Source organism: Pseudomonas sp. Pseusp49, from assembly GCF_059491875.1.
In genome coordinates this window covers 5,516,139-5,541,758 of record NZ_CP168514.1, presented here as the reverse complement: position 1 = coordinate 5,541,758, position 25,620 = coordinate 5,516,139, and the positions used below count along the sequence as shown (strand labels likewise).

23 protein-coding genes are annotated in these 25,620 nt (G+C 61.8%); 13 read left to right on the top strand and 10 right to left on the bottom strand.

What is annotated here, in order from left to right; genetic code table 11:
* Nucleotides 1–157: 157 nt before the first annotated feature.
* The 6 genes from ACEN83_RS24605 to ACEN83_RS24580 all read left to right on the top strand — a co-directional run bounded on the left by ACEN83_RS24605 (nucleotide 158) and on the right by ACEN83_RS24580 (nucleotide 7,699).
* Nucleotides 158–1,795 (top strand): 5-guanidino-2-oxopentanoate decarboxylase, encoded by a 1,638-nt coding sequence (locus ACEN83_RS24605; RefSeq protein WP_429561592.1) that lies wholly within the window; start codon nucleotides 158–160, stop codon nucleotides 1,793–1,795.
* The gene (locus tag ACEN83_RS24600; RefSeq protein WP_495578667.1) at nucleotides 1,792–3,240 is read left to right on the top strand and encodes an aldehyde dehydrogenase family protein; all 1,449 of its coding nucleotides are present in this window, start codon (nucleotides 1,792–1,794) and stop codon (nucleotides 3,238–3,240) included. The genes ACEN83_RS24605 and ACEN83_RS24600 overlap by 4 nt, the downstream gene beginning before the upstream one ends.
* Nucleotides 3,241–3,561: 321 nt before the next feature.
* Complete coding sequence (locus tag ACEN83_RS24595; protein WP_104449254.1) at nucleotides 3,562–4,665, top strand: ABC transporter substrate-binding protein; 1,104 nt, start codon at nucleotides 3,562–3,564, stop codon at nucleotides 4,663–4,665.
* A gap of 206 nt (nucleotides 4,666–4,871) precedes the next feature.
* Entirely contained in the window at nucleotides 4,872–5,780 is a 909-nt protein-coding gene (locus ACEN83_RS24590; RefSeq protein ID WP_007978497.1) for an ABC transporter permease, read from the top strand.
* Nucleotides 5,777–6,625, top strand: coding sequence for an ABC transporter permease (locus ACEN83_RS24585; RefSeq protein ID WP_007986104.1), 849 nt, complete (start codon nucleotides 5,777–5,779; stop codon nucleotides 6,623–6,625). Before ACEN83_RS24590 ends, ACEN83_RS24585 begins: the two co-directional genes overlap by 4 nt.
* 18 nt (nucleotides 6,626–6,643) lie before the next feature.
* Nucleotides 6,644–7,699 (top strand): ABC transporter ATP-binding protein, encoded by a 1,056-nt coding sequence (locus tag ACEN83_RS24580; protein ID WP_495578666.1) that lies wholly within the window; start codon nucleotides 6,644–6,646, stop codon nucleotides 7,697–7,699.
* Between the two features lie 147 nt (nucleotides 7,700–7,846).
* On the opposite strand, the gene ACEN83_RS24575 is transcribed toward ACEN83_RS24580, so the two are convergent.
* Nucleotides 7,847–8,776 (bottom strand): AraC family transcriptional regulator, encoded by a 930-nt coding sequence (locus ACEN83_RS24575; protein WP_218482113.1) that lies wholly within the window; start codon nucleotides 8,774–8,776, stop codon nucleotides 7,847–7,849.
* Nucleotides 8,777–9,138: 362 nt separating this feature from the next.
* Between ACEN83_RS24575 and ACEN83_RS24570 the strand changes: the two genes are divergently transcribed.
* Both ACEN83_RS24570 and ACEN83_RS24565 read left to right on the top strand, forming a co-directional pair.
* Nucleotides 9,139–9,492: a putative quinol monooxygenase gene (locus ACEN83_RS24570; RefSeq protein ID WP_495578665.1), complete on the top strand. Its 354-nt coding sequence runs from the start codon at nucleotides 9,139–9,141 to the stop codon at nucleotides 9,490–9,492.
* A gap of 41 nt (nucleotides 9,493–9,533) precedes the next feature.
* Nucleotides 9,534–9,764, top strand: coding sequence for a hypothetical protein (locus ACEN83_RS24565; RefSeq protein ID WP_102698409.1), 231 nt, complete (start codon nucleotides 9,534–9,536; stop codon nucleotides 9,762–9,764).
* On the opposite strand, the gene ACEN83_RS24560 is transcribed toward ACEN83_RS24565, so the two are convergent.
* The 7 genes from ACEN83_RS24560 to ACEN83_RS24530 form a co-directional block, all read right to left on the bottom strand.
* Nucleotides 9,765–10,394: a flavin reductase family protein gene (locus tag ACEN83_RS24560; protein ID WP_116581085.1), complete on the bottom strand. Its 630-nt coding sequence runs from the start codon at nucleotides 10,392–10,394 to the stop codon at nucleotides 9,765–9,767.
* A gap of 283 nt (nucleotides 10,395–10,677) precedes the next feature.
* A complete protein-coding gene (locus ACEN83_RS24555) occupies nucleotides 10,678–10,869 on the bottom strand; it encodes a hypothetical protein (RefSeq protein ID WP_218482116.1) in 192 nt (63 codons plus the stop codon).
* Nucleotides 10,870–11,092: 223 nt separating this feature from the next.
* Complete coding sequence (locus ACEN83_RS24550; RefSeq protein WP_007978480.1) at nucleotides 11,093–12,412, bottom strand: MFS transporter; 1,320 nt, start codon at nucleotides 12,410–12,412, stop codon at nucleotides 11,093–11,095.
* Nucleotides 12,413–12,654: 242 nt separating this feature from the next.
* A complete protein-coding gene (locus tag ACEN83_RS24545; protein WP_495578664.1) occupies nucleotides 12,655–13,986 on the bottom strand; it encodes a sigma-54-dependent transcriptional regulator in 1,332 nt (443 codons plus the stop codon).
* Nucleotides 13,980–15,746 (bottom strand): sensor histidine kinase, encoded by a 1,767-nt coding sequence (locus tag ACEN83_RS24540; protein WP_495578663.1) that lies wholly within the window; start codon nucleotides 15,744–15,746, stop codon nucleotides 13,980–13,982. The genes ACEN83_RS24545 and ACEN83_RS24540 overlap by 7 nt, the downstream gene beginning before the upstream one ends.
* A 478-nt stretch (nucleotides 15,747–16,224) precedes the next feature.
* Nucleotides 16,225–16,443 carry a hypothetical protein gene (locus ACEN83_RS24535; protein ID WP_007978473.1) on the bottom strand — a complete coding sequence of 73 codons (219 nt, stop codon included), beginning with the start codon at nucleotides 16,441–16,443 and terminating at the stop codon, nucleotides 16,225–16,227.
* 163 nt (nucleotides 16,444–16,606) lie between these two features.
* Complete coding sequence (locus tag ACEN83_RS24530; protein ID WP_116581080.1) at nucleotides 16,607–18,130, bottom strand: fumarate hydratase; 1,524 nt, start codon at nucleotides 18,128–18,130, stop codon at nucleotides 16,607–16,609.
* 446 nt (nucleotides 18,131–18,576) lie between these two features.
* On the opposite strand from ACEN83_RS24530, the gene ACEN83_RS24525 reads away from it, so the two are divergent.
* The 3 genes from ACEN83_RS24525 to ACEN83_RS24515 all read left to right on the top strand — a co-directional run bounded on the left by ACEN83_RS24525 (nucleotide 18,577) and on the right by ACEN83_RS24515 (nucleotide 21,507).
* Nucleotides 18,577–19,683, top strand: a complete 1,107-nt coding sequence (locus tag ACEN83_RS24525; protein ID WP_116581078.1) for a GGDEF domain-containing protein — start codon at nucleotides 18,577–18,579, stop codon at nucleotides 19,681–19,683.
* Nucleotides 19,676–20,611, top strand: coding sequence for an iron-sulfur-binding ferredoxin reductase (locus ACEN83_RS24520; protein ID WP_495578662.1), 936 nt, complete (start codon nucleotides 19,676–19,678; stop codon nucleotides 20,609–20,611). Before ACEN83_RS24525 ends, ACEN83_RS24520 begins: the two co-directional genes overlap by 8 nt.
* Nucleotides 20,612–20,757: 146 nt before the next feature.
* Complete coding sequence (locus ACEN83_RS24515; protein WP_495578661.1) at nucleotides 20,758–21,507, top strand: enoyl-CoA hydratase-related protein; 750 nt, start codon at nucleotides 20,758–20,760, stop codon at nucleotides 21,505–21,507.
* Nucleotides 21,508–21,649: 142 nt separating this feature from the next.
* Here ACEN83_RS24515 and pyk read toward each other — a convergent pair whose 3' ends face one another.
* On the bottom strand, nucleotides 21,650–23,101 hold the full coding sequence (pyk, locus tag ACEN83_RS24510) for a pyruvate kinase (protein ID WP_493726962.1): 1,452 nt from the start codon (nucleotides 23,099–23,101) through the stop codon (nucleotides 21,650–21,652).
* Between the two features lie 170 nt (nucleotides 23,102–23,271).
* Between pyk and ACEN83_RS24505 the strand changes: the two genes are divergently transcribed.
* Together ACEN83_RS24505 and ACEN83_RS24500 are read left to right on the top strand one after the other, a co-directional pair.
* Entirely contained in the window at nucleotides 23,272–23,655 is a 384-nt protein-coding gene (locus tag ACEN83_RS24505) for a tetratricopeptide repeat protein (RefSeq protein WP_015096630.1), read from the top strand.
* Nucleotides 23,656–23,889: 234 nt separating this feature from the next.
* The gene (locus tag ACEN83_RS24500) at nucleotides 23,890–24,249 is read left to right on the top strand and encodes a PilZ domain-containing protein (RefSeq protein WP_007978460.1); all 360 of its coding nucleotides are present in this window, start codon (nucleotides 23,890–23,892) and stop codon (nucleotides 24,247–24,249) included.
* 18 nt (nucleotides 24,250–24,267) lie between these two features.
* Here the strand turns inward: ACEN83_RS24500 and ACEN83_RS24495 are convergent, their stop codons facing one another.
* A complete protein-coding gene (locus tag ACEN83_RS24495) occupies nucleotides 24,268–25,590 on the bottom strand; it encodes a DUF58 domain-containing protein (RefSeq protein ID WP_495578660.1) in 1,323 nt (440 codons plus the stop codon).
* Nucleotides 25,591–25,620: the final 30 nt, after the last annotated feature.

Genomic DNA, 25,620 nt, shown 5'->3' with positions numbered 1-25,620 from the left:
GGATCCAAGGTATGACGTGAGGACATGGCTAGTATGACTTTTTATCCATTGTTGCGGCTACGTGTCGCCCGTTCCAATGAGGCCATTCCCGGGCCTGCCAATCCATCATAAACACAGCGCATGCCCGGCGTCTCAAACGAACAAAAAGGGCAAAGACATGGCGACGTGCGGCGAAGTATTGGTCAAGTTACTCGAAAACTACGGAGTCGAGCAGGTGTTCGGCATTCCGGGGGTTCATACCGTGGAGCTGTATCGCGGGCTGGCCCGTTCGAGCATCAACCACGTGACGCCGCGCCATGAGCAGGGCGCCGGCTTCATGGCCGACGGCTACGCCCGCACCAGCGGCAAACCGGGCGTGTGCTTCATCATTACCGGCCCTGGCATGACCAACATCACCACCGCCATGGGCCAGGCCTACGCCGATTCGATCCCGATGCTGGTGATCTCCAGCGTGCAATCGCGCAGCCAGTTGGGCGGCGGTCGTGGCAAGCTGCATGAACTGCCGAACCAGGGCGCACTGTGCGCCGGTGTCGCGGCGTTCTCCCACACCCTGATGTCGGCTTCGGAATTACCGGTTGTGCTGGCTCGCGCCTTTGCGCTGTTCCAGGCAGGCCGTCCGCGTCCGGTGCACATTGAAATTCCATTGGACGTGTTGGTCGAAGACGCTGACGAGCTGCTCAGCAGCCTGCCGGTCAACATCGACCGCGCCGGTGCTTCGCCGAGTGCCGTGTCGCGCATGACCGAATTGCTGGCCAACGCCAAGCGTCCGCTGATTCTCGCTGGTGGCGGTGCCATCGACGCGGCGCCCGAGCTGACCGAACTGGCCGAACTGCTGGACGCACCGGTCGCACTGACCATCAATGCCAAGGGCATGCTCGCCTCCGGCCACCCGTTGCTGATCGGCTCGACCCAGAGCCTGGTCGCCACCCGTGCGCTGGTCGCCGAGGCCGACGTGGTCCTGGCCATCGGCACCGAACTGGCCGAGACCGACTACGACGTGACCTTCGCCGGTGGCTTCGAAATTCCTGGCAAGTTGCTGCGCGTGGACATCGACCCGGACCAGACCGTGCGCAACTACCCGCCGCACGTGGCACTGGTGGCCGACTCGCGCAACGCTGCCCAGGCTTTGCTCAGCGCCTTGTCGCATAAATCCCTGGCCGAGCGCCGCAACGATTGGGGCCAGGTACGGGCCGCCCGTCTGCGTGAAGACCTGGCCGCGACCTGGGACGCACCGACCCTGGCCCAGACCCGTTTCCTCGAAACTGTCCTGCACGAACTGCCGGACGCGGTGTTCGTCGGTGATTCGACCCAACCGGTCTACACCGGCAACCTGACGTTCAATCCGGAGCGCCCGCGTCGCTGGTTCAACTCGTCCACCGGTTACGGCACCCTCGGTTATGCCTTGCCGGCAGCGATTGGCGCCTGGCTCGGCGGCAGCACTGAAAGCGGCAGCCGCCCACCCGTGGTGTGCCTGATCGGTGACGGCGGCCTGCAGTTCACCCTGCCGGAACTGGCCAGCGCCGTTGAAGCGCGCACTCCGGTCATCGTGCTGCTGTGGAATAACCAGGGCTACGAAGAGATCAAGAAATACATGGTCAACCGTGCCATCGAGCCGGTCGGCGTGGACATCTACACCCCGGACTTCATCGGTGTGGCCAAGGCCTTGGGTTGCGCGGCCGAAGCCGTCAGCAGTGTCGAGCAATTGCGCGGCGCATTGCGTGTGGCCCACGATCGCCAGGGCCCGACCCTGATTGAAATCGACCAGGCCGAGTGGATGAAGGCGGTGTCGAAATGACTTTCCCGACTACCCTGGATGGCCTGTACATCAATGGCCAATGGTCGGCCGGCAATGAACACCTGCGCGTCATCAACCCGGCGACCGAGGCCCTGTTGACCACGGTCAATGGCGGCGATGAGCGTGCGGTTGATCAAGCGGTGAGCGCGGCGACCCAGGCGTTCGCCGGCTGGTCGAAAACCACCGGCGCCGAACGCGCTGCCATCCTGCGCAAAATCGCCGCGGGCGTGCAGGCCAACCGTGAAAAACTGATGCACTTGCAGTCGAGCAACAACGGCAAGCCGCAATTCGAAGCCGCGATCGACGTCGATGACGTGATCGCCACGTTCGAGTACTACGCCGGTCTGGCCGAAGGGCTGGACGCCAAGCAGGACAGCGCCATCGAACTGCCGAGCGACGACTTCAGTGCGCGCCTGCGCCGTGAGCCGTGCGGCGTAGTCGGCCTGATCGTGCCGTGGAACTTCCCGATGGTCACCACCGCCTGGAAACTCGCCCCAGCCTTGGCCGCCGGTTGCTGTGTGGTGCTCAAGCCTTCGGAAGTGACGCCGCTGCCAGAACTGGAGCTGGCAACGATCATCGCTGAGGCCGGCTTGCCGGCAGGCGTGTTCAACCTGGTGTGTGGCACCGGCCTGGCTGTTGGCGCGCCATTGTCGGCGGATCCGCGTATCGCGAAAATTTCCTTCACAGGCAGTAATGCCGTTGGTGTGCAGGTCATGCAGCGGGCGGCGGAAACCGTCAAAGGCGTGAGCCTGGAACTGGGCGGCAAATCATCGCTGCTGGTGCTGGCCGATGCCGATCTCGACCTGGCGGTGGAAGTGGCTTGCGGCGGTGGTTTCTTCAACGCCGGGCAGATGTGCTCCGCCACCAGCCGCGTGCTGGTCGCCGATGAACTGGCCGATGAATTCCTCAGCCGCGTTAAGGCCCGTGCCGAAGCGATTCGCGTGGCCGACCCGTTCGACCCGAACGTGGAAATGGGCGCGCTGGTCAATCAGGCGCAATACCAGCGTGTCCTGGGTCACATCGATCGTGGTTTGAGCGCTGGCGCCAAACTGGTTTGCGGTGGCAATCGCCCGGCGGACCTGCCGCGCGGATATTTTTTGCAGCCGACGGTTTTCACCGAAGTGCCCCTCGACAGTGCGTTGTGGTGTGAAGAGATTTTCGGCCCGGTGATCTGCGTGCGCAGTTTCGCCTCTGAAGCCGAGGCGATTGCCCTGGCCAACGACAGCCAGTTCGGCCTGGTCGCCAGTGTGGTCACGCGCAATGCCGAGGCTGCCGACCGCGTCGCCAACGCTCTGCAGGCGGGGCTTGTGTGGATCAACGCACCGCAGGTGATCTTCCCGCAGACCGCCTGGGGCGGCTACAAGCAGAGCAGCATCGGCCGCGAATTGGGGCCGTGGGGCTTGCAGGCTTTCCAGGAAATCAAACACGTGATCCGGGCTGTCTGACACCGATCACCTGTAGGAGCGAGCCTGCTCGCGATGGACGTCAACGATAACGCGGGGTACCTGAATGAGCGCGGTGCCCTTGCGTCCATCGCGAGCAGGCTCGCTCCTACAGAAAAGCCATCCGCATGCCCCGAAAGAAGGCATGCGCTGGCGTCATGGCTTCAATGAATTTTTATCGATAGTCAGGTGTTTTACACAACCTCAGGATGAACTCACTGGTTCAGCCAACCCCCCGAAAATAGAGGGGCCAACGCTAATCCAGTCGCGCGGATGCAACAGTTTCGACCTGCCTTATACCTACAAAAACAAAGGGAGTCCGTAATGGGCGAGCATGATCTGAACAGACGTCAATTTATCAAGACCGTGGGCGTAGCCTCGGTTGCAGCAGCGGCCATGAGCATGCCGTTCATCAAGGCCAATGCCAGCGACACACGTTTTGCCGGCAAGACCCTGCGTTTGCTGACCTGGTCCGATGACACCGGCCTGGCTGCACTGCGCAACATCGCCGCGACTTTCGAAGACAAGTACGGCTGCAAGGTCATCGCTGACCGCACCGGCAGTACCTCGGAAATGGTCGCCAAACTCAAGGCCGGCGGTGATCGTCCGCAGTACGACATCATCACCCTTGCAGGCGTGGGCGCCGAAGGTCTGGCCGCCGCCAACCTGCTGGAAAAACCCGACCTCAACCGTATTCCCAACCTGGTCGATGTACCGGAGAAGTACCGCACCGGCGCCAATGGCCACGGTATCGGTTACCTGCTGTGGTGCAACAGCCTGGTCTACAGCACCCGCACCCAGAAAGAAGCTCCGACCAGCTATGCGGCCCTGTGGGACCCGGAACTGGCCCCGAACATCTTCCTGCCGCCGCCGAACTGGACCGAGGCCATGGACCTGATCATCATCGCCGCCAAACTGGCCGGTGGTGACGAGCACAACATTGAACCGGGCTTCAAGAAACTCGCCGAGCTGAAAGATCGTGTGGTGACCCTGGGTGAAAACCCGAACCAGATCGCCGAACTGTTCCGCACCGGCTCCCTGGACATGGGTGGCCTGTACGCACCGGCGTTCTTCCCGAAACAGATCCGCGATCCGAACTACGGTCTGGGCGCGACCTTTGGCATGAAGGAAGGTTTCTACACCGACCTGATGCTGTCGGTGATGCCGAAGAACCGTCCGGGCGATACCGACATGGCCTATGCCTTCATCAACCACTCCCTGGACCCACTGGTGCAGGGCAAGATGGCTGAAGACATCTACAACGGCCCGGTCAACGCCAAGGCGATCATCTCCGCCGAAGCGCGCAAGAGCCCGTACATCCTCACGCCGGAGCAGATTGCCGAGAAGGCGATCATGCACGACAACGCCTTCCTGGCGACTGTGCATGACCAATGGATTCGTCGTTACACGGAAATCTTTTCTTCCTGATCTGAATAGCGGGGAGGTTCTTCGAACCTCATCGCGGCACAGGTCTGAAGGTTGACTGGATACTCCTGTAGGAGCTGCCGAAGGCTGCGATCTTTTGATCTTGATCTTTGAAAATCAAAAGATCGCAGCCTTCGGCAGCTCCTACAGGGACCGGCTACCACACCCGCATTCCTGCGCTTGATCTTCCATTGACGAGACCCTTTGCTATGGAACACCAACCTCTGACCCATCCGGTGAGTGCCGCCCCCGTGCGCGCTGCTCGGGGTGTTTCGCCAACGACGCGCGCCTGGTTTTTCCTCACGCCGTCGATGCTGTTTCTTGGCGTACTGATTGCCGCGAGCCTCTTGGTACTGCGCATGAGCGTGGGCACCAAAGGCGCGGAATGGTCCGGGTTCAGCCTGGCCAGCTACGCCCAGTTGCTGGAACCCTATTATCTCAAGTCGCTGATGCTGACCCTGCGCCTGGCGCTGATCAGCGCGGTGATCGCAGTGATTCTGGCGATCCCGGTGGCCTACACCATGTCGCGCCTGACCTCGCCGTTCGTGCGACGGATCTTCCTGGCGGCGGTATTGCTGCCGTTGCTGGTCAACCTGCTGCTGCAAAGCTACGGCTGGCTGGTGATCCTCGGCCCAGGCGGCATGCTCAACCAGACCCTGATGGGCCTGGGCCTGATCAAGCGCCCGATCATGCTGTTGTACAACCAGAACGGCGTGTTGATGGGCCTGGTGCAAACCGCCTTCCCGCTGGCTGTGTTGCCGATCGCCAGCGCCATGCGCGGCGTCGCCCGCAGCTACGAAGAAGCCGCGGCCACCCTCGGCGCCAGTCGCTTCCAGGTGTTCCGCCAGGTGGTATTGCCGATGAGTCTGCCGGGGATCATTACCGGTGCGACCCTGGTGTTCGCCTACAACGCCAGCAGTTTCGTGGTGCCCTTGCTGCTCGGTGGCCGGCGCGTGCCGATGCTGGCGGTGATGGTGCATGACCAGATCGCCCCGCTGATGAATTGGCCCGCCGCGTCCGCCGCCGGTGTGGTGCTGATCGTCACCACCCTCGCGATCATGACCTTGTCCGAATACATCACTGGCCGTCGTCGGCGCATGCTGGAGGCTTCCCAATGAGCACCCTGACCAAGAAACGTTATGGGCTGTTGCCCGGCGAGACCGGCAAGTTCGCCGGCATCCTTTCCGGCTTCATCCTGCTGCTGGCAGTGCTGCCGATCCTGACCATGATCGTCATGTCGTTCAGCGGCGCGTCGAACCTCGACTTCCCGCCGAGCAGCTACAGCCTGCAATGGTACAAGGCCGCCTGGCATACCTTCGTGTCGCCGGACGCCAGCGATGTGCTGAGCCTGGGCAAAGCCATGACCACCAGCCTGATGGTGTCCTGCCTGACCATGGTGTTCGCGACCATCATCGCCGTACCGGCGGCGTATGCCCTGACCCGTTGCGAGTTCCGTGGCAAGGCCGTGGCCCTGCAATTGATGTCGTTGCCACTGGTATTCCCGATGGTGGTATTGGGGCTGGCGTTGCTGCTGGTGTTCGACAGCCTGCCGTTCCAGATGACCACCTCGCGCCTGGTGATTGCCCACGTGATCCTGGCGCTGCCATTCGTGGTGAAGAACTGCACGGCCGCGATGCTCTCCATCGGCAGCGAAGTCGAGGAGGCCGCGCAGATGCTCGGTGCTTCACCGCTGCGGGCGATTGTCGATGTGGTGGTGCCGTTGATGAAGTCGGGGATCCTGGCGGGCATGCTGCTGGCGTTCATCGTCTCGTTCAACGAATTCACCGTGACCTATTTCCTCTACACCATTGATGTGATGACCGTGCCGATCTGGATGTACAGCCGCACCGTGTCCTCGCTCGACCCAACCGTATTTTCGTTTGCCGTGCTGATCGTGCTGATCGACTTCGTCCTGATCTGGGCGCTGGAGAAGCTGGTTGGTGAAGGTGGCGTTTCGTTCTGATTTCTTGAGGTACTTCAAATGTCTGGTCTGATTCTGGAAAACGTCGAGAAACATTACGGCTCGGCCTGCGCGGTAACCGATGTGAACCTGCACTTGCCCGAGGGCAAACTGGTGTGTTTCCTCGGCCCTTCGGGCTGTGGCAAAACCACGTTGCTGCGCATGATTGCCGGCCTTGAAACCCTGACCGGCGGCGAGATCCGCCTGGACGGTGAAGACATCGGTCACACCCCGGCGCACCTGCGCAACTTCGGCATGGTGTTCCAGTCCCTGGCGCTGTTCCCGCACATGACCGTGGGTGAGAACATCGCCTATCCGCTGAAACTGCGCGGGGTCAGCAAGGCTGACCAGCAGGCGCGGGTGGTGGAGTTGCTGGAACTGATCCAGTTGCAAGCGATGATCGATCGTCCGGTGGCCAAGCTCTCCGGTGGACAACGCCAGCGTGTGGCGATTGCCCGGGCGATTGCCAACCACCCGAAAATCCTCCTGCTCGACGAACCGTTGTCGGCGCTGGACGCCAAGCTGCGCGAGTCGATGCAGGTGGAAATCCGTCAACTGCAACAGCGCCTGAACATCACCACCATCATGGTGACCCACGACCAGCGTGAAGCCATGACCATGGCCGATATCGTGGTCGTGCTGGGTGAGCATCGGGTGCAGCAGGTCGGCACGCCGATTGAAATCTACCGGCACCCGGCCAACGAGTTCGTCGCGGACTTCATCGGTTCGGGCAACATCTTCCCGGCCACGGCGCTGGGCAACGGCAAGGTCAGCCTGCCGGGTGGCGATGCGCTGCAAGTGCCGATCTGCACGAGCGTTGCGGCAGGGGAAAAGGTGAAGATGCTGATTCGTCCCGAAGACCTGCAACTGTCGGCGCCGCAGGTGACGGCGGGCAACCGCTTGCTGGGCAAGGTGACCTTCGTGCGCGATATCGGCGCGACCATCGAGACCACGGTTGAGTGTTCCGGGGTGTCGTTTACCGCGCTGAGCACGCCGTGCCAGGGCTTTGGCCTGAGCGTCGGTCACCCGGTGTCGGTGACCTTGCCGGCGGAGGCTTGCCGGGTACTGGGGGCCTGATTTTCAGGGGCTACTGTGCAGCCCATCGCTGGCAAGCCAGCTCCTACAAGGGCCGTCGGTGTTCACACAATTGGGTGTTCACCAATATTCCCCTGTAGGAGCTGGCTTGCCAGCGATAGCGCCATCCGCAACACCACACCCTCCTGATCAGACCGTCAGCCGCAACCGCGCCAGATCCCTTAGCGGCGGCGCGCCGAACAACCGGCTGTACTCCCGGCTGAACTGCGAAGGGCTTTCATACCCGACGCGATACCCCGCCGCCGAAGCTTCCAGCCCCTCGGCCAGCATCAACCGCCGTGCTTCCTGCAGGCGCAACTGCTTCTGATACTGCAACGGACTCATCGCCGTCATCGCCTTGAAGCGGTGATGCAGGGTCGACACGCTCAGGTTCACTTCCTTCGCCAGATCATCGATGCGCAACGGCTGTTCGAAATTGCCATTGAGCCATTTGATCGCCTGGCTGACGCGATGGCTCTGACTGTTGGCGATGGCGATTTCGTACAGTCGATGCCCTTGCTTGCTGCGCAACAGTCGATAGAGGATCTCCCGGCGAATCAGCGGCGCGAGCATCGCGATGTCTTTCGGCGTGTCCAGTAGCCGTGCCAGGCGCAGCACGGCATCCAGCATGGCCGTGTCGAGCCGCTCGACATACAGCCCGCGCCCGGTCGGCCGGGAGGGCACGCCGAGGGGGCCGGCGTCGGCGATCAGCGCGGTGATTTCCGCCGGATCGATGTCCAGGCGCAGGGCCAGGATCGGTTCTTCGGCCGAGACATCCACCACCCGTCCACTGAGCGGCATCGAGACCGAGACCACCAGGTAGTTCAACGGGTCGTAGTTGAAGTACTCGTTGGCCAACTGAACTTCCTTGCGCCCCTGGGCCATGATGCACAGTGCCGGTTGCGCCAGCACCGGGGCAAACTCGTGGGACTGGCTGTGGCGGGACATGAACAGCGAGCCGATGGCCGTGGCATAACTGCCATCTTCGGCGGTGTTGCGGCGGATGATCGCCGCCAGTTCCGCGCGCTGCTTTTCCATGTCGGTGTCCAGCGGGGCTTGAAAGTGATCGAGCGACGTCATGCGCGGCATCCTCGGCAGGCATGGAGGGAATGGAGCAGAGCATAAGTTTGTGCAAGCGGCAGCGGTAGACACATCCTGCCGGATGCTTGCCTGATTCTGCCTGGGGTGACTTCCAGCCAGCGCATCACAGGCAGTCCCTGCCTCCCACCAACCCCTGTAGGCGCTGCCGAAGGCTGCGATCTTTTGATTTTGTTTTCAAGATCAAATGATCGCAGCCTTCGGCAGCTCCTACAGGAAGTTTCGCAGGATCGTGCAATGCACCGGCAGGAATCGACTAACGGCACCCGGGCCGTGGCCCTTAACCTTTGATCCTGTCGCAGCCCGTCCCACGGCTGCCACGCGACTCCCCGGGAGGGTTGAACATGTCCAAGCAGATCCCCGTCAGTCATATGGCCTTCGTTCGGGCGCGCGCCGGGCGCTCGACGGAACTCGGTGTGCGCCTCAGCGCCCTGATCGAACCGTCCCGCGCAGCGCCAGGCTGCCTGAGCTTCGCCTTGCAGCATTCGCAGTGCGATCCGGAACTGTGGCTGGTGTCCGGTTTCTGGAGCGATCAACAGGCCATGACCGCCTACTTCAGCACGCCGGCGATGGAGATTTTTGCCGAGCTGGTGCAGGAACTGGTGGTCAACAGTCTGGATTTCCACACCTTCAAGGAGGTTTCATCGGCGCAGGCCCTCGGTCAGTCCGGACTGACGGTACACAAACTGGCCGGTTGAGGGTTTAATGACGGCATTCTCAACCAGCCAGGATTCGCGACATGGCACGTAAAGCCTTTGATCACTTCGAAGCTGTTTCCGCTGTAGTACCGGGCGAGGGCGGCTACCACGCCGCTATCGCCGTCAAAGCGCTGGGTGGTGCCGGCGCCCCGCGGTTTCACAAAGTGCTGGAAGGCCAGACCTTCAAAACGGCCCACGAGGCCGATGATGCGGCCGCCAGGGAGCTGACCCGCCTCAAGGACGTCAAGGAAAACACCGACCTGCTCTGGTGATCACTTCACCGCCCCCGGGCGGTACATCTTGAACAACGCCTCAGGCCCCAGCTGGAAATAATCCGCCGGCCCGCCGCCGCGCAGAATCGGTTCTGCTGCGGCGGTGTCGTATACCCCGTCCTTCAACAGCCATTTGGCGATATGCACGGCGACCACTTCGCCGAGGATCAGCCAGCTCGGCACCACATTGCCGTCCGCCCGCTGCAACTGGATGATCTGCGTGACCTTGCACTCGAAGGACACCGGGCTTTCGGCCACCCGTGGTACCTGAATGACCTTCGAGGCAACGGTCGTCAGGCCGGCCAGTTCGAACTCGTTGACCTCAGGCCTGACCATGGCGCTGCACTGGTTCATCTGCTCGGCCAGTGGACGGGTGGCCAGGTTCCAGGCGAATTCGCCGGTCTGTTCGATGTTGTTCAGGCTGTCTTTGCGTCCGACGCTGGAAAAACCAATGATCGGCGGGATGTAGTTGAAGGCGTTGAAGAAGCTGTAGGGCGCCAGGTTCAAGCGGCCCTCGGCATCCTGTGAAGAGATCCAGCCGATGGGACGCGGGCCGACGATGGCGTTGAACGGATCGTGGGGCAGGCCGTGGCCGTTGGCGGGTTCGTAGAAGTGGATGTCGTCGGGCATTGGGCTGTGTTCCAGAACGTGCGGGAGACGCTCATGGTGCAAGCACGCGGCGCAGATTTCCAGTCGGATTCGGTACCTGGATTGATTAGATCGCTCTGTGGGAGCGGGCTTGCTCGCGAAAGCGGTGTGCCAGTCACATTGATGTTGGATCTGCCGCCGTCTTCGCGAGCAAGTCGAATCGTCGCACCGCCGCTCCCACTGGTTTTATGTGATTACCAGGCTTTGTGTTCCTCCAAAAAAGACTAAGCCCGGCCGAAGCCGGGCTGTGAATTTCCCTCCACATTCAGCCGATAGCTTCAGCGCTGCCGGTTTTGTCGAAGCCATCGGCGGCATAGGTGCCCGAATGGGCGTGTTCGATGGCCGCGCTGGTGCCGGAGCCGTAGGAGGCCGAACCGGTCTTGTCGTAGCCGTCGGCTGCAAAGGCATTGGCAGCCAGCACGGAAAGGGTCAGGGCGAGGATCAATCGGGTTTTCATGGCAGGTACTCCAGGTACGTTCGCTATGGGTACGTTCAGGCACTCCTTCGAGGCCTGTAACGGATATACGTGCGTCCTGTCGATCTGGATGCACTCAGCTGCAGGCTGCTGCCGGTGCATTAACCGATGATTATCCTGGTGGAGGGGGAGACGAATGGGGCCCTTCGCGAACCCGTTCGCGAAGGGCCTGGCGCTCACCGTTGCAGTGAGCGCCGGTCGGCGATCAGTCGGTGACAATCCGCGAATGTTTGCGGGTGTCTTTCATGGTGATGTACACCAGCAACGACACGGCAATACACGCGGTCACGTACCAGTAGTAACCCGTCTCCATGCCGATGCTCTTGAACCACAGCGCGATGTACTCAGCGGTGCCGCCGAAGATCGAGACGGTCAATGCGTACGGCAGGCCCACGCCCAGGGCGCGGATTTCGGTCGGGAACAGTTCGGCTTTCACCACGGCGTTGATCGAGGTGTAGCCGCTGACGATGATCAGCGCCGCCATGATCAGGAAGAACGCGCCCCACCAGGTGGTGATGGTGTGCAGGGTAGTCAGGATCGGTACGGTGAACAGGGTGCCCAGGATGCCGAAGGCAATCAGGATCGGCCGGCGACCGATTTTATCCGACAGCCCGCCGACGATCGGTTGCAGGCACATGAACAGGAACAGCGTGGCGGCGGAAATGGTGGTGGAGTCGGAAATGCTCATGCCGACGGTGTTCACCAGGTATTTCTGCATGTACGTGGTGTAGGTGTAGAACGCCAGGGTGCCGCCCATGGTCAGGCCGACCACGGTCATCAGTTCCTTGGGGTGACGCATCAAGGTGCGCATCGCGCTTTCCTTGGCCTTTTCTTTCTTGGTGAAGGACTCGGTCTCTTCCATGCCGCGACGCAGGTACAACGCCACCACGGCACACAGCGCGCCGATGGCGAACGGGATGCGCCAGCCCCAGGCGTAGAGCTCTTCGGTGGTCAGCAATTGTTGCAGCACGATCAGTACCGCCAGGGCGATGAGCTGGCCGGAGATCAGGGTCACGTACTGGAAGCTGGAGTAGAAGCCGCGACGTTCCTTGGTCGCCATTTCGCTGAGGTAAGTGGCGGAGGTGCCGTATTCGCCACCCACCGACAGGCCTTGCAGCAAGCGCGCGAACACCAGCAGGATCGGCGCACCGATGCCGATGACTTCATAGCTCGGGCTCAGGGCGATCAGCAGCGAACCGAAGCACATCAGGTACACCGAGGCCATCAGGGCCTTTTTGCGCCCGACCTTGTCGGCATACAGCCCCATCAGCCAGCCACCGATCGGACGCATCAGGAAGCCCACGGCGAAGATCGCGGCGGTGTTGAGCAATTGGGCGGTAGTGTCGCCCTTGGGGAAGAACGTCTTGGCGAAGTACAGGGAGAAGGCGGCGTAGACGTACCAGTCGTACCACTCGACCATGTTGCCGACGGAGCCGCTGAAGATCGATTTGATGCGGCTGGACGTGGTTCTTTCTTTGGCCGGCACGGCAGCCGACCCAAGCGGCAGGGAGTTGGAGTTATCCATTGAAGGATCCTTCATTTAATTGTTTTTGTGGAGCGCGGTTAAACGCAGCCTGCAGGGGCTATAGCAGGAGCTGTGCCAAGGGGGAGAGGGCCGGTTTAGAGGGGTGGTGGTGTTTGGGTGAGCGGAAATCCGCTTGTGTGTGGGGGTGGATGAGCGGAAATCCGCCGAAAAGATCGCAGCCTTCGGCAGCTCCTACAGGGTGGTAGGAGCTGCCGGAGGCTGCGATCTTTTGATCCTGAAAATCATTCCCCGAGAAACATCTCCCGGCTCAACCCATGCCGCTGCATCTTTTCATTGAAGGTCCGGCGCGGCAGTTGCAGTTCTTCAAGCACCGCTTTCACATCGCCCTTGTGCCGGGTCAATGCCGCACGCAGGCATTGCGCCTCGAAAGCCTCCTGCTGCGCCGCCAGTGACTGACCGGGCTCGATCCCTGCCGGTACAGGCTCACCAAGCCCCAACACCTGACGCTCGGCGACGTTCGCCAGTTCGCGCACATTACCCGGCCAGTCGTGGCTCAGCAGGTGACTCAACTGCGCACCACTCAGCGGTGGAAATTTACGTCCCAGCCGTTCAGCCGCGTTTTGCGCGAAGGATTCGAACAGCAACGGGATGTCTTCACGGCGTTCGCGCAAGGGTGGCAGGCGTAGTTCAGCGACGTTCAAGCGATAGGCCAGGTCTTCGCGAAAACGTCCGGCCCGCGCTTCGTCGAGCAGGTCCGGTTTGGTCGCGGCAATGATGCGCAAATCCACGCGAATGCTCTGGTTCGAACCCAGTCGCTCAAGCTTCTGCTCTTGCAACACCCGCAGCAATTTCACTTGTTGGGCCAGCGGCATGCTTTCGATTTCATCGAGAAACAGCGTGCCACCGTCGGCGTATTCGAGTTTGCCGATGCGCTTGCCGGACGCCCCGGTGAACGCACCGCTCTCGTGACCGAACAGTTCGGCCTCGAACAGCTGCTCGGGGATGGCCGCGCAATTGAGTGCGACAAAAGGCTTGTCGGCTCGCGGCCCGAAGTCATGCAGGCAGCGTGCGACCAGCTCCTTGCCGCTACCGGTTTCCCCGCGAATCAGCACGTTCACCGGCAGGGCTGCCAGGTCCAGCACCTGCCGGCGTAGGGTCTGCAGGCCACGGGACACTCCGAGCAGCGTGGCATCGAGTTTGGCGCGGTTGTCCGCCTGCTCGTGCAGTGCGCGGTTTTCCAGCACCAGCCGGCGCTTGTCGAGGGCGCGGCGCAGGCTGCCGAGCAGGGTTTCCGGGCTGAAGGGCTTTTCGAGGAAATCGTAGGCGCCGTCGCGCATGGCCTCGACAGCCATCGGTACGTCGCCGTGGCCGGTCAACAGGATCACCGGCAAATCGGCGTCCCGGCGTTGCACCTCGGCCAGCAGTTCCAGGCCGGTCATGCCGGGCATGCGCACATCGCTGAGAATCACCCCGGCAAAGTGCCTGGGCAATTGCGCCAGGCATTCATCGGCGCGGCTGAACAACTGCACCTCGAATCCCGACAGGCTCAACCATTGCTCGACGGCACTGCGGATGCTGCTTTCGTCGTCGACCACCATCACTGAGTTCAGCATGGTTCATGCACCTCCAGGTCGATGGGCAAGGTCACGGTAAACACGGCACCCTTGTCATGATTGTCGGCACTCAAGCGCCCGCCGGATTCGTGAACGATGGCGAACGATACGGCCAAACCGATGCCCAGGCCATCGCCCACCGGTTTGGTGGTGAAGAACGGATCGAAGACCTTGGGCAGGTTCTCTTCGGCGATACCGCCACCGTTGTCGATCACGTTCAAGCGCCACAATTGTTCGTCGGCTTCGAGGCGGATTTCCAGGCGTTTGCAGGGTTTGTCCTGCATCGCATCGAGGGCGTTGCGCAGCAGGTTGATCAGCACCTGTTCCAGGCGAATCGCATCGCCGCGCACCCAGGCCGGGCGGGTCAGGTGCAACACGGTGCTGACCTGTTCGTCGCGCAGACGGGTGTCGAGCAGTTGCAGCGACTGGTCCACCACCGCCGCCAGGTCCAGGCGTTCGCGCAAGCCGCTGGGGCTTTTGCGGGCGAAGGTTTTCAGGTGGCCGGTGAGGGCGGCCATGCGCGTGAGCATTTCATCCACCGGTTTGAGCGCCTTGTAGGCGTCGTCGACCCGGCCGTGGTCGAGCAGCAGGCGCAAGGTCGCCAGCTGCATGCGCTGGGCGGTGAGCGGCTGGTTGATCTCATGGGCCAGGGCGGCGGACATCTGCCCCAGCGCCGCGAGTTTGGCCGACTGCACCAGGCCCTCCTGGGCGGTGCGCAGGTCGCGGGTACGCTCTTCCACCAGTTGTTCGAGTTCTTCACGACTGCGCTGGCGCAGCTTGGCCAGGCGCCAGCGCTGATTGAGAAACAGCAGCAGGAACACCAGGGTCAGCCACAAGCCGGCCGCAGCGAGGGCGGCATTGCGGCTGTCTTCGAAGGCGACTTGCGGGCGACGCAGCAGATGCAGGGTCCAGCCCTCGGCAGTCAGCGGCAGGGATTCCCACAGGTAATCCGCCTTGCCGTCCGGGCCATCGACCCGCGCCAGGTCACTGTTTTCGTCGAAACGCCGCAACGATTGAAACTCCAGCGGCGTCAGCGGCTGCTTGTCGTACTGGCGGGTGGCCTTGAGTTCGGCGTGATCGCTGTCGCTCAGCGGCTTGAGCAGGCGATAGCGCCAGCCCGGCTGGTTGGCGATGAAGATGATCCCGCGCGCGTCGCTGACCAACAGCGTGTCGCTGCCCTGGCGCCACTCGCGCTCCAGCTCGGGAAATTCCAGTTTCACCACCATGGCGCCGAGGAACTGCCCGTCGTCATCGCTGACCGCGCTGGAGAGGAAGTAGCCGGGAATCCCGCTGGTCACGCCTACCGCGTAAAAACGTCCGGTGCCCTGGGTGCGGGTCTGGTTGAAATAGGGACGGAAACCGTAGTTGTGGCCGACATAACTGCTGGGCAAACGCCAGTTGCTCGCCGCCACCGCGAGGCCGGTGCGATCGAGCAATTCCAGGGTCGAGGATTCGGCGGCGCCGTTGATCTTTTCCAGTTTGCGGTTCAACGCATCCTGCTGCCCGGGACTCACCGCCCCCTTGAGCGCCGAGCGCAACTCCGGGTCCAGCGCCAGCACGGCGGGCAGGGCGCGGTAACGTTCGATCAGGGTATGCAGCGATGTGGCATAAAGCGCCAGTTGCTGATTGGCTCGGGCGGCGTCTTCGACCATTGACTGGCGCACGGCGTGGCGCATGGCCAGGGTCGCGGCGATGGCGGCGCCGGCGATGATGAGCAAGGTGTAGAGCGTCAGGCGCAGGGATCTGGAGGTCGGGAGCATCGAACGTAAATCGGACAAAAGATAGGAGGCGCAAGATAGCATGCGGACTATCTTGCGCCAGATCTCATCTCACTGCTCCCGAGTGGATACCTTGAGCTTTCAACGATTTACGTTTCGTCTCATCTGTTCCAGTTCATCTGTCAGTTTCCCCAACGAAACTACCGAGCTCCCGGAGTTACTCAGATCATCATAGTTCAGGTGTGCTTCATGCATTCTGTTGGCTAGCCCGGTCTGGTCAGACGGTTGGTCACCAGTATCCTGATTGGCTCCACGGGTTCGCTAGAGGGTGAACCGGTGAAAACGCATGAGAGTTTCACGGAGAAACATTTCACATGCTCAGGGGAAGTTCGGCGGGTAAGTGGCTGCTTATGAGTCGCCTTTTACAGCGTTATCCCGAGAACATTCCCAAGCAGTTTCACTGCGAAACGCTTCGACTGACCAGCACTCACACATGTACCGCCCTCGAGAATGGCGCGTATCAAAATAACCCCGCTTGGATTTTCTGCTGCAGCAGCGCAGCGAGTTCACGGCAGGGGTATTGGGCTTGCAGCTCCCAGGCTTTACAGCCGAGTGCATGTTGAAAGGCTCCGGCGTCCATGAGGTCCTGAACGCTCCCGCACAACCGACAGCGCACCAGCGGGCCGTCGAGCGTCCAATGCTTATTCCAGGCTTCCAGCGGCAGGTAGGTAACGGACATTCAAAACTAGGCCTTTGGCGAGGCACGATAGGGGCTTCGTGCGCTTAAAACCACTCACTGAAAGTGATGGTAGGCCAGTCCCCGGGGGTTGGTGATTAGAAGGTAAAAAAAAACCGCGCTGTCATACAAACAGCGCGGCTTTTTTTAGTCAGCGGTCAAGTGCTTACTGCACTTCCACCGCCAGGCTGTCACTGATCTTTTTCTGCCAGATGGCAGGACCTGTGATGTGTACGGACTCGCCCTTGCTGTCGACCGCTACGGTCACCGGCATGTCCTTGACCTCGAACTCGTAGATCGCTTCCATGCCCAGTTCGGCAAACGCCAGAACCTTGGACTTCTTGATCGCCTGGGCGACCAGGTAAGCGGCGCCGCCGACGGCCATCAGGTACACGGCCTTGCTGTCCTTGATCGCGTCGATCGCGGTCGGGCCGCGTTCGGACTTGCCGATCATGCCCAGCAAACCGGTCTGCTCAAGGATCTGACGGGTGAACTTGTCCATCCGCGTGGCGGTGGTAGGGCCTGCCGGGCCAACCACTTCGTCACCGACCGGATCGACCGGGCCGACGTAGTAGATGAAGCGACCCTTGAGGTCCACCGGCAGGGTTTCGCCCTTGTTCAGCATCTCGACCATGCGCTTGTGCGCAGCGTCGCGACCGGTGAGCATCTTGCCGTTGAGCAGGACGGTTTCGCCCGGCTTCCAGCTCTGCACGTCTTCCGGGGTCAGGGTGTCGAGGTTGACGCGACGGGCCGACGGCCCGGCTTCCCAGACGATTTCCGGGTAGGCGTCCAGCGGTGGCGCTTCCAGCGAGGCCGGGCCGGAACCGTCGAGCACGAAGTGCGCGTGACGGGTGGCGGCGCAGTTCGGGATCATGCACACCGGCAGCGAAGCGGCGTGGGTCGGGTAGTCCATGATCTTTACGTCGAGCACGGTGGTCAGGCCACCGAGGCCCTGGGCACCGATGCCCAACTGGTTGACCTTCTCGAACAGCTCCAGGCGCATTTCTTCGATGCGGTTCTGCGGGCCGCGAGCTTTCAGCTCGTGAATGTCGATGGATTCCATCAACACTTCCTTGGCCATGACGGCGGCTTTCTCGGCGGTGCCGCCGATACCGATGCCGAGCATGCCCGGTGGGCACCAGCCGGCGCCCATGGTCGGAACGGTCTTGAGCACCCAGTCGACGATCGAGTCGGACGGGTTGAGCATGGCCATCTTCGACTTGTTCTCGGAACCGCCGCCCTTGGCCGCCACGTCCACTTCCACGGTGTTACCCGGAACGATGGAGTAGTGGATGACGGCCGGGGTGTTGTCCTTGGTGTTCTTGCGAGCACCCGCCGGGTCGGCGAGGATCGAAGCACGCAGGACGTTTTCCGGTAGGTTGTAGGCGCGACGCACGCCTTCGTTGATCATGTCGTCCAGGCCCATGGTGGCGCCATCCCAGCGCACGTCCATGCCGACACGGACAAACACGGTGACGATGCCGGTGTCCTGGCAGATCGGGCGGTGGCCGGTGGCGCACATGCGCGAGTTGATCAGGATCTGCGCCATGGAGTCACGGGCCGCTGGCGATTCTTCGCGCAGGTAGGCTTCGTGCATCGCCTGGATGAAATCCACGGGGTGGTAGTAGGAAATGAACTGCAGGGCGTCGGCAACGCTCTGAATCAGGTCGTCTTGCTTGATCACGGTCATGAGTCGCGCTCCTCTAAAAGACGGGAACATTCTGTAGGGCAGCTACAAGCCATAAGCGGCAAGCGGCAAGCTGAAGCAATACGCGTATTGCTCTGAACTTGTCGCTTGAAGCTTGAGGCTTGAGGCTGACCCTCAAGGTCACAAGGCACGCCGGGCATGCTGGCGCGACGCTAAAAAGGCGCGGCAGTATACCGCGCCTCGGTTCCGTAAACACCCGCCGGTGGTCAAACCTTGGTCTCATTGTCGTCCCCCGTCCCTGTAGGAGCTGCCGAAGGCTGCGATCTTTGAAGATCAAGATCAAAAGATCGCAGCCTGCGGCAGCTCCTACAGGGGAATCGAGTCATCCCGAAAATTGAATGGTCATTTATCGGTCACGCCACTAAAGTGACATACGGTCTGTAGAGTAGGACGCTCTGTCAGTCTCCTTTCATTTGGTGAGTCAACGATTGACCCATAACGCCATCCAGCGCCTGTTGCTCAAACGTTTCGCCCTCGCGGCCGGCACCTATGCCCTGGCATTGCTGTTGCTGTGGCTGGCGTTTTTTACCGGTCACTACGACGCGCCGCTGGCCAGTGTCGCCATCGGCAGCGCACTGGTCGTGACCAGCCAGGCCGTCCTGTTCGCGGTGTTCTACAGCGGCTGCAACCTGCGTTTCGCCGACCCCAGCCTGACCGAGGCGCAAGTATTGCTGGGGCTGGGCTGGCAAACCTGGCTGATCGCCCATCTGGACGAAGCCCGGGGTGCGTTCCTGGTGTTTTACGTCCTTATCCTGTTGTTCGGCCTGTTCCATCTGTCGCGCCGGTCCTTTGTGCGATGCGCCTTGCTGGTGTTCTTCAGCTTTAGTGCGATCACCCTGTGGGAGGGCTACCACTTCCAGTTGCCCGACCCGGCCATGGCAGTGTTGCAGGTCTGCGTGCTGTTCATCGTGCTGGTGTGGCTGGTGTTGTATGCCCGCTACGTCCAGGCTTCGCGACAACGCATGCGTCAGCGGCGTTTTGCCTTGCAGGCGCACCAGGACACCTTGCGCGGGATGATGCGCCAGCTCGAAGACCTGGTGGCCACCGACGAGCTCACAGGCCTGTTCAATCGCCGGCATTTCCTGCGCCTGGCTTCCCGCGAGCTAAACGCCATGGAAGCCGGTGTCGTGCATGGCCTGGCGCTGATTGACCTCGACCATTTCAAACGCATCAACGATCTGCACGGGCATGCCGCCGGTGATCAGGTGCTGCAGGCCTTTGCCGGCGTTGCCACCGCATGCCTGCGTGACAGCGATGTTCTGGCTCGCTACGGCGGCGAAGAATTCGTGGTGCTGCTGCCCGATTGCGATGCCGACAGTCTGACTTCGTGCTGCGAACGGCTGCGCATCGCCTTCACCGATGTCGAGTTGATCGGTCTGAATGTGCGCAACCTCAGCCTGTCCGCCGGCATGACCCTGTTGGAGTTGGGCGACGACCTCGATGACGCGCTGCAACGGGCCGATCAGGCGCTCTATCGGGCCAAGCGTGACGGCCGTAACCGATGCGCGGCGGCGTGGGAGAACGTCGATGCCTGAGTTGCGGGTTGGCGAGCGCCACTGGTCGGTAGCGGCGGGCAGCAATCTGCTCGACGCGCTGAATCAGAACGGCGTACCGGTGCCTTACAGTTGCCGCGCCGGCAGTTGCCATGCGTGCCTGGTGCAGTGTGTGCGGGGCCTGCCGAGCGACAGCCGGCCGGATGCCCTGAGTGCGCAGCAGCGAGAACAGGGTTGGCGCCTGGCGTGCCAGTGCCAGGTGGTCGAGGACTTGCAGGTGCATGCTTTCGACCCGCAGGTCGATGGTCAACCGGCCGAGGTCGCCGCCGTCGATTGGCTGAGCACCACGGTGCTGCGCTTGCGGGTGATCGCGCAGCGACCGTTGCGCTACAGCGCCGGCCAGCACCTGGTGTTGTGGGCGGGTAATGTGGCACGGCCGTATTCCCTCGCCAGCCTGCCGCAGGAAGACCGTTTTCTCGAGTTTCATCTCGATTGCCGCCAGTCCGGGGAATTCAGCGATGCCGCCCGGCAAATGCGCATCGGCGATCCGATCCGTCTCGGTGAATTGCGCGGCGGTGCCCTGCATTATGATCCGGACTGGCACACCCGGCCGTTGTGGTTGATGGCGGCCGGCACCGGGTTGGGGCCATTGTTTGGTGTGCTGCGCGAAGCGCTGCGCCAGGATCACCAGGGCGCCATTCGTGTCATCCACCTGGCCCATGATGCCGATGAACACTACCTGGCCAAGCCTCTGCAGGCCATGGTCGCCAGCCGTCCGAACCTGAGTGTCGAACTCTGGACCCCGGCCGAGTTGCCAGCGGCTTTGGCGCAACTGCGGCTTGTTTCCCGGCAAACCCTGGCCTTACTCTGCGGAGCCCCCGACAGTGTCGATGCCTTTGCCCGGCGCCTGTACCTGGCGGGACTGCCGCGCAATCAACTGCTGGCCGATGTGTTCCTGCCCCGTGGTTGAGCGCTGAATCCGCTGTTGTGGCGAGCGAGCTTGCTCGCGTTTGAGTGCGCAGCGCTCACAGGTTTTTGGGGCTGCTGCGCAGCCCGGCGCGAGCAAGTTCGCTCGCCACAATGAAATCTTCTGACTTCGCACCGCTGAGTCCTGCCATGACCGATGCCATCCAAGTTGAACGCGAACGCGGCCTGTTGACCCTGCGCCTGAATCGCCCGGACAAGAAAAACGCCCTGACCCGCGCCATGTACAGCCAACTGGCCGAGGTGTTGAAACGGGCCGACAGCGACCCCGAGATCAATGCCGTACTGATCAGCGGTTCTGCCGAATGCTTCACCGCCGGCAACGACATCGCCGACTTCATCCAGCAACCGCCGACCAGCCTCGACAGCCCGGTGTTCCAGTTCATGCTCAACCTGCTCGAGTGCCGCAAACCAGTGGTCGCCGCCGTGGCCGGGGCGGCGGTGGGCATTGGTACGACGATGCTGCTGCACTGCGATCTGGTCTACGTCAGCCGCGATGCGCGCCTGCGCATGCCGTTCGTCAATCTCGGGTTATGCCCTGAGTTCGGTTCCAGCCTGATCCTGCCGCGCTTGCTCGGGCAGGCCAAAGCGGCGGAGTTGTTGCTGCTGGGTGAAGGTTTCAGCGGTGAACAGGCGGCTGCCTGGGGTATTGCCAATGAGGCCTTGGGCAGTGGCGAAGAGGCCTTGGCCAAGGCGCGGGAGATGGCCTTGCGCTTTGAGTCGTTGCCGCCGGAAGCGGTGCGGATCAGCAAGCAACTGATGAAAGCGCCGGATCGGGAGCAGTTGCGCAAGGTGATCGAAGAGGAGGGTGCATTGTTCACCCAGCGGTTGCGTTCGCCGGAAGCCTTGGCGGCGTTGACCGGGTTCATCAAGCGGCATTGAATTTAGCGGTGAATTCGAAAAGATCGCAGCCTGCGCATTTCAATGTAGGAGCTGCCGCAGGCTGCGATCTTTTGATTTTCAAAACATAAAAAAAGCCCCGCCATTCACATGGCGGGGCTTTTGTTTTTCAGCAACCGGTCACTCAGACCATCGGGTCGCCAACGTGCAGGATCTTCATGCCGTTGGTGCCGCCGGTGGTGTGGTAGCTGTCACCCTTGGTCAGGATGACCCAGTCGCCTTTCTGTACTACGCCGCGCTTGACCAGCTCGTCGATCGCCTTCTGGCTGACTTCGTTCGGTGCCAGCGAAGCCGGGTCGAACGGGATGGTGTACACGCCACGGAACATCGCCGCGCGAGCCTGGGCTTCGCGGTGCGGGGTGAACGCGTAGATCGGTACCGAGGAACGGATACGCGACATGATCAGCGGGGTGTAGCCACTTTCGGTCAGGGCGATGATCGCCTTCACGCCCGGGAAGTGGTTGGCAGTGTACATGGTCGCCAGCGCAATGCTCTCGTCACAGCGCTGGAACTCCTTGCCGATGCGGTGGCTGGAGGTCTTGCTGGTCGGGTGCTTTTCGGCACCGACACAGATCCGCGCCATGGCCTGAACGGCTTCCAGCGGGTACAGGCCAGCGGCGCTTTCGGCCGAGAGCATCACGGCGTCGGTGTAGTCGAGCACGGCGTTGGCCACGTCGGACACTTCGGCGCGGGTCGGCATCGGGTTCTGGATCATCGACTCCATCATCTGGGTCGCGACGATCACTGCCTTGTTGTGGCGGCGTGCGTGCAGAATGATCTTCTTCTGGATGCCCACCAGTTCGGCGTCGCCGATTTCCACACCCAGGTCACCACGGGCAACCATCACCGCGTCGGATGCCTTGATCAGGCCGTCGAGGGTTTCGTCATCGGCCACGGCTTCGGCGCGTTCAATCTTCGCCACCAGCCAGGCAGTGCCGCCGGCTTCGTCGCGCAGTTGACGGGCGTACTCCATGTCGGCGGCGTCACGCGGGAAAGACACCGCGAGGTAGTCGACTTCCATTTCCGCAGCGAGCTTGATGTCGGCCTTGTCTTTTTCAGTCAGGGCCGGAGCGGTCAGGCCGCCACCGCGACGGTTGATGCCTTTGTGGTCGGACAGCGGGCCGCCGATGGTCACGGTGCAGTTCAGTTCGGTGGTGGTGGCGGTATCGACGCGCATCACCACGCGGCCGTCGTCGAGCAGCAGCTCGTCACCTACGCCGCAGTCCTTGACCAGGTCCGGGTAGTCGATGCCGACCACTTGCTGGTTGCCTTCGGTCAGGGGATGGCTGGTGGAGAAGGTGAATTGATCACCGATCTTCAGCTCGATCTTCTTGTTGGCGAACTTGGCGATACGGATTTTCGGGCCTTGCAGGTCACCCAGCAGGGCGACGAAGCGGCCGTGCTTGGCGGCCAGGTCACGCACCAGCTTCGCGCGAGCCTTGTGCTCGTCGGGGGTGCCGTGGGAGAAGTTCAGGCGGGCGACGTCCAGGCCAGCCAGAATCAGCTGTTCGAGAACTTCCGGCGAGTTACTGGCCGGGCCAAGGGTGGCGACGATTTTGGTACGACGGACGGACATGCAAAGACTCCTGAGTTCAAGCGCTGAGTGAGGCTACTATGCTCCGAAGGTGTAGTCATTGTTCGTATGCACTACTTTTTTCTTTCTTTATTGAACCTGACAACTTTGCGCCAGGCAGCCTGAAGATTTCCGCCCACGGGTCGATACAGCGTTCAAGACAGGAGATCCCCATGCGATTCGTACTCATTGCTGCCCTTGCCGTCGGCGCCCTCAGTGCCACGGGCTGCACCCGTTGGGCAATGAACCATCACTTGAACAATGCCTACAGCGCCTATGACCGGGGCAATTGCGAGCAGGTGATGCTCGAACTGTCCAAGGTCGAACGCGACAGCCGCGCGCGGCCTTACGTGTGGCCGGAAGTGTCGATGATGCGCGGCCAGTGCCTGGAGCGGCAGAAGATGTTTATCGACGCGGCCCAGACCTACCAGTTCATTATCGCCGCCTATCCGCAAAGCGAATACGCCTACCGCGCCCGCGCCCGCCTGGAAACCTTGCAGAGCCTGGGCCACTACCCGCTACGCAGTGCCGCGGCGGTAAAACCGACGCAGTTCTGATAGCCGGCGAGCAGTCCATCGCTGGCTCCCCGGCGGCGCTGAGCTATAGTCCAATGAACCGGTTTTAGAGCCTTGTCTCTGAACCGGGGCAACACCTGTGACCGGCATTAGCGGGACTCAGCGCCGTAAGGACTGGCGCACCGGAAACGGGGAGAGCGGGCCACTACTCAATGCGCGCCCGTTCCGAAGCAGTAGTGCGGCTCTGCTTAAGAGCCTTGCATAGCGAAAACGCACATGTTCACCGACCGCCGAATCGAGCGGCATCAACTGCCGTATTTCCTGAAAGTGTTCAACGGCATCACCGGCAAACCCATCGGCTACCTGGGCAATGTCTCCGAAGACGGGCTGATGCTGATCAGCCAGCTGCCGATGATGATCGGCGCGGACTTCAACCTGCGCCTGAAAATTCCAGCCACCGAAGGCGGCCAGCGGATCATCGACCTGCAGGCCTGTTGCCTGTGGTGCCACGAAGACGCGACCCCCCAACATTACGACGCCGGTTTCAGCCTGCAACGGGCACCGCCGGAGTATGGGCAATTGGTGAAGGCGTTGAAGCAGTACTTCAGTTTTCAGTCGTTGCCGGCTTCGGCTTGAGATGACTCGGGCTCAAACTCAAGCTCTTTTCCAGCCCAGATACCGCGTCACCAACGCCGCCCCCAAATTGCCGGGTAGCGCATCCATCACCAGAACTCCATGAGCGTTCAAGCGCTCATGGAGTTCGGCGCGTGCATTGAGGTAGTCCACGGTCCCGCAATAGGCCAGCGCCTCGGGCAAGGTCTGTACCGGTGCCTGACGCAGGGTGTCGAGCACGTCCTCGCGCAGGCTCGCGACCAGCACCTGGTGCTGCTGGCTCAGGCGCTTGACCGCCGGGAGCAACTCATCGTCGTCCTCTTCGCGCAGGTTGGTCACCAGCACCACCAGCGCCCGGCGTTTTTGCCGTGCCAGCAGTTGCGTAGCAGCGGCTTGGTAGTCGGCGCTGCGTTGGCTGCTGTTCAAGTCATAGACGCTATTGAGCAGTGTGTTGAGATGGCTGGTGCCTTTTACCGGCGCAAGATAGCGCGGCTGTTCGCTGGCAAAGGTACTCAGGCCCACCGCGTCGCCCTGGCGTAGCGCGACGTAGCTGAGCAGCAAACAGGCATTAAGCGCATGGTCGAAGTGCGACAGCTCGCCGTCCTGGCTGCGCATGTGCCGGCCGCAGTCGAGCATGAAGATGATCTGCTGGTCGCGTTCGTCCTGATACTCCCGGGCAATGGGCGAGCGCTGGCGGGCGGTGGCTTTCCAGTCGATCTGGCGCAGGCTGTCGCCTTCGCGAAATTCCCGTAGCTGATGAAACTCCAGACCCAGGCCACGACGCTGGCGTTGACGTACGCCGAGCTGGCTGAGCCAGTTATCCACAGCCAGTAACTGGCCGCCATAGAGGCGGGCGAAGTCGGGATAGACACGGGTGTGGTCCGCGACATCGAGAATGCGTTTGTCGGACCACAAACCCAATGGGCTCGGCAGGTTGATTTCGCAGCGCTCAAAACTGAAGTGCCCGCGTTTTAGCGGACGCAGCCGGTAGTCGATTCGGCTGTGCCGGCCCGGTTGCAATTGGACAGTCAGCGGCAGGTGTTCGAAGTCCAGGCCCGAGGGGACATGGTCGAAGATCTGTACGCTCAGAGGTTGTGAAAAGTCGTGCTCAAGGATCAGTTGTACATCGCTCCAGCGACCGAGGGCCAGACTACCGGGTATCTCACGGCTCAGCCGGGGCGAAGGTAGTCGCTTCAGCCGAAAGGCATCGAGCAGGGCCAGGAGCAGCAATGCCAACAGCAGTCCCCAATTGATCTGCGTGACAGTCGTTGGCATCGCCAGCTCCAGTGCCTGCAGACTGCCGAGCACGATGCCGATGGCCAGTAGCGACATTAACCAGATCAATAGCAGGCGCGAGGGTTTCATGATTGGGCACCTGAAAGATCGCAGCCTGCA

What these genes read in the sequence shown, in the direction of transcription:
- ACEN83_RS24605 (WP_429561592.1), top strand. Translation starts at nt 158, where the DNA reads ATGGCGACGTGCGGCGAAGTATTGGTCAAGTTACTCGAAAACTACGGA.
- ACEN83_RS24600 (WP_495578667.1), top strand. Translation starts at nt 1,792, where the DNA reads ATGACTTTCCCGACTACCCTGGATGGCCTGTACATCAATGGCCAATGG.
- ACEN83_RS24595 (WP_104449254.1), top strand. Translation starts at nt 3,562, where the DNA reads ATGGGCGAGCATGATCTGAACAGACGTCAATTTATCAAGACCGTGGGC.
- ACEN83_RS24590 (WP_007978497.1), top strand. Translation starts at nt 4,872, where the DNA reads ATGGAACACCAACCTCTGACCCATCCGGTGAGTGCCGCCCCCGTGCGC.
- ACEN83_RS24585 (WP_007986104.1), top strand. Translation starts at nt 5,777, where the DNA reads ATGAGCACCCTGACCAAGAAACGTTATGGGCTGTTGCCCGGCGAGACC.
- ACEN83_RS24580 (WP_495578666.1), top strand. Translation starts at nt 6,644, where the DNA reads ATGTCTGGTCTGATTCTGGAAAACGTCGAGAAACATTACGGCTCGGCC.
- ACEN83_RS24575 (WP_218482113.1), bottom strand. Translation starts at nt 8,776, where the DNA reads ATGACGTCGCTCGATCACTTTCAAGCCCCGCTGGACACCGACATGGAA.
- ACEN83_RS24570 (WP_495578665.1), top strand. Translation starts at nt 9,139, where the DNA reads ATGTCCAAGCAGATCCCCGTCAGTCATATGGCCTTCGTTCGGGCGCGC.
- ACEN83_RS24565 (WP_102698409.1), top strand. Translation starts at nt 9,534, where the DNA reads ATGGCACGTAAAGCCTTTGATCACTTCGAAGCTGTTTCCGCTGTAGTA.
- ACEN83_RS24560 (WP_116581085.1), bottom strand. Translation starts at nt 10,394, where the DNA reads ATGCCCGACGACATCCACTTCTACGAACCCGCCAACGGCCACGGCCTG.
- ACEN83_RS24555 (WP_218482116.1), bottom strand. Translation starts at nt 10,869, where the DNA reads ATGAAAACCCGATTGATCCTCGCCCTGACCCTTTCCGTGCTGGCTGCC.
- ACEN83_RS24550 (WP_007978480.1), bottom strand. Translation starts at nt 12,412, where the DNA reads ATGGATAACTCCAACTCCCTGCCGCTTGGGTCGGCTGCCGTGCCGGCC.
- ACEN83_RS24545 (WP_495578664.1), bottom strand. Translation starts at nt 13,986, where the DNA reads ATGCTGAACTCAGTGATGGTGGTCGACGACGAAAGCAGCATCCGCAGT.
- ACEN83_RS24540 (WP_495578663.1), bottom strand. Translation starts at nt 15,746, where the DNA reads ATGCTCCCGACCTCCAGATCCCTGCGCCTGACGCTCTACACCTTGCTC.
- ACEN83_RS24535 (WP_007978473.1), bottom strand. Translation starts at nt 16,443, where the DNA reads ATGTCCGTTACCTACCTGCCGCTGGAAGCCTGGAATAAGCATTGGACG.
- ACEN83_RS24530 (WP_116581080.1), bottom strand. Translation starts at nt 18,130, where the DNA reads ATGACCGTGATCAAGCAAGACGACCTGATTCAGAGCGTTGCCGACGCC.
- ACEN83_RS24520 (WP_495578662.1), top strand. Translation starts at nt 19,676, where the DNA reads ATGCCTGAGTTGCGGGTTGGCGAGCGCCACTGGTCGGTAGCGGCGGGC.
- ACEN83_RS24515 (WP_495578661.1), top strand. Translation starts at nt 20,758, where the DNA reads ATGACCGATGCCATCCAAGTTGAACGCGAACGCGGCCTGTTGACCCTG.
- pyk (WP_493726962.1), bottom strand. Translation starts at nt 23,101, where the DNA reads ATGTCCGTCCGTCGTACCAAAATCGTCGCCACCCTTGGCCCGGCCAGT.
- ACEN83_RS24505 (WP_015096630.1), top strand. Translation starts at nt 23,272, where the DNA reads ATGCGATTCGTACTCATTGCTGCCCTTGCCGTCGGCGCCCTCAGTGCC.
- ACEN83_RS24500 (WP_007978460.1), top strand. Translation starts at nt 23,890, where the DNA reads ATGTTCACCGACCGCCGAATCGAGCGGCATCAACTGCCGTATTTCCTG.
- ACEN83_RS24495 (WP_495578660.1), bottom strand. Translation starts at nt 25,590, where the DNA reads ATGAAACCCTCGCGCCTGCTATTGATCTGGTTAATGTCGCTACTGGCC.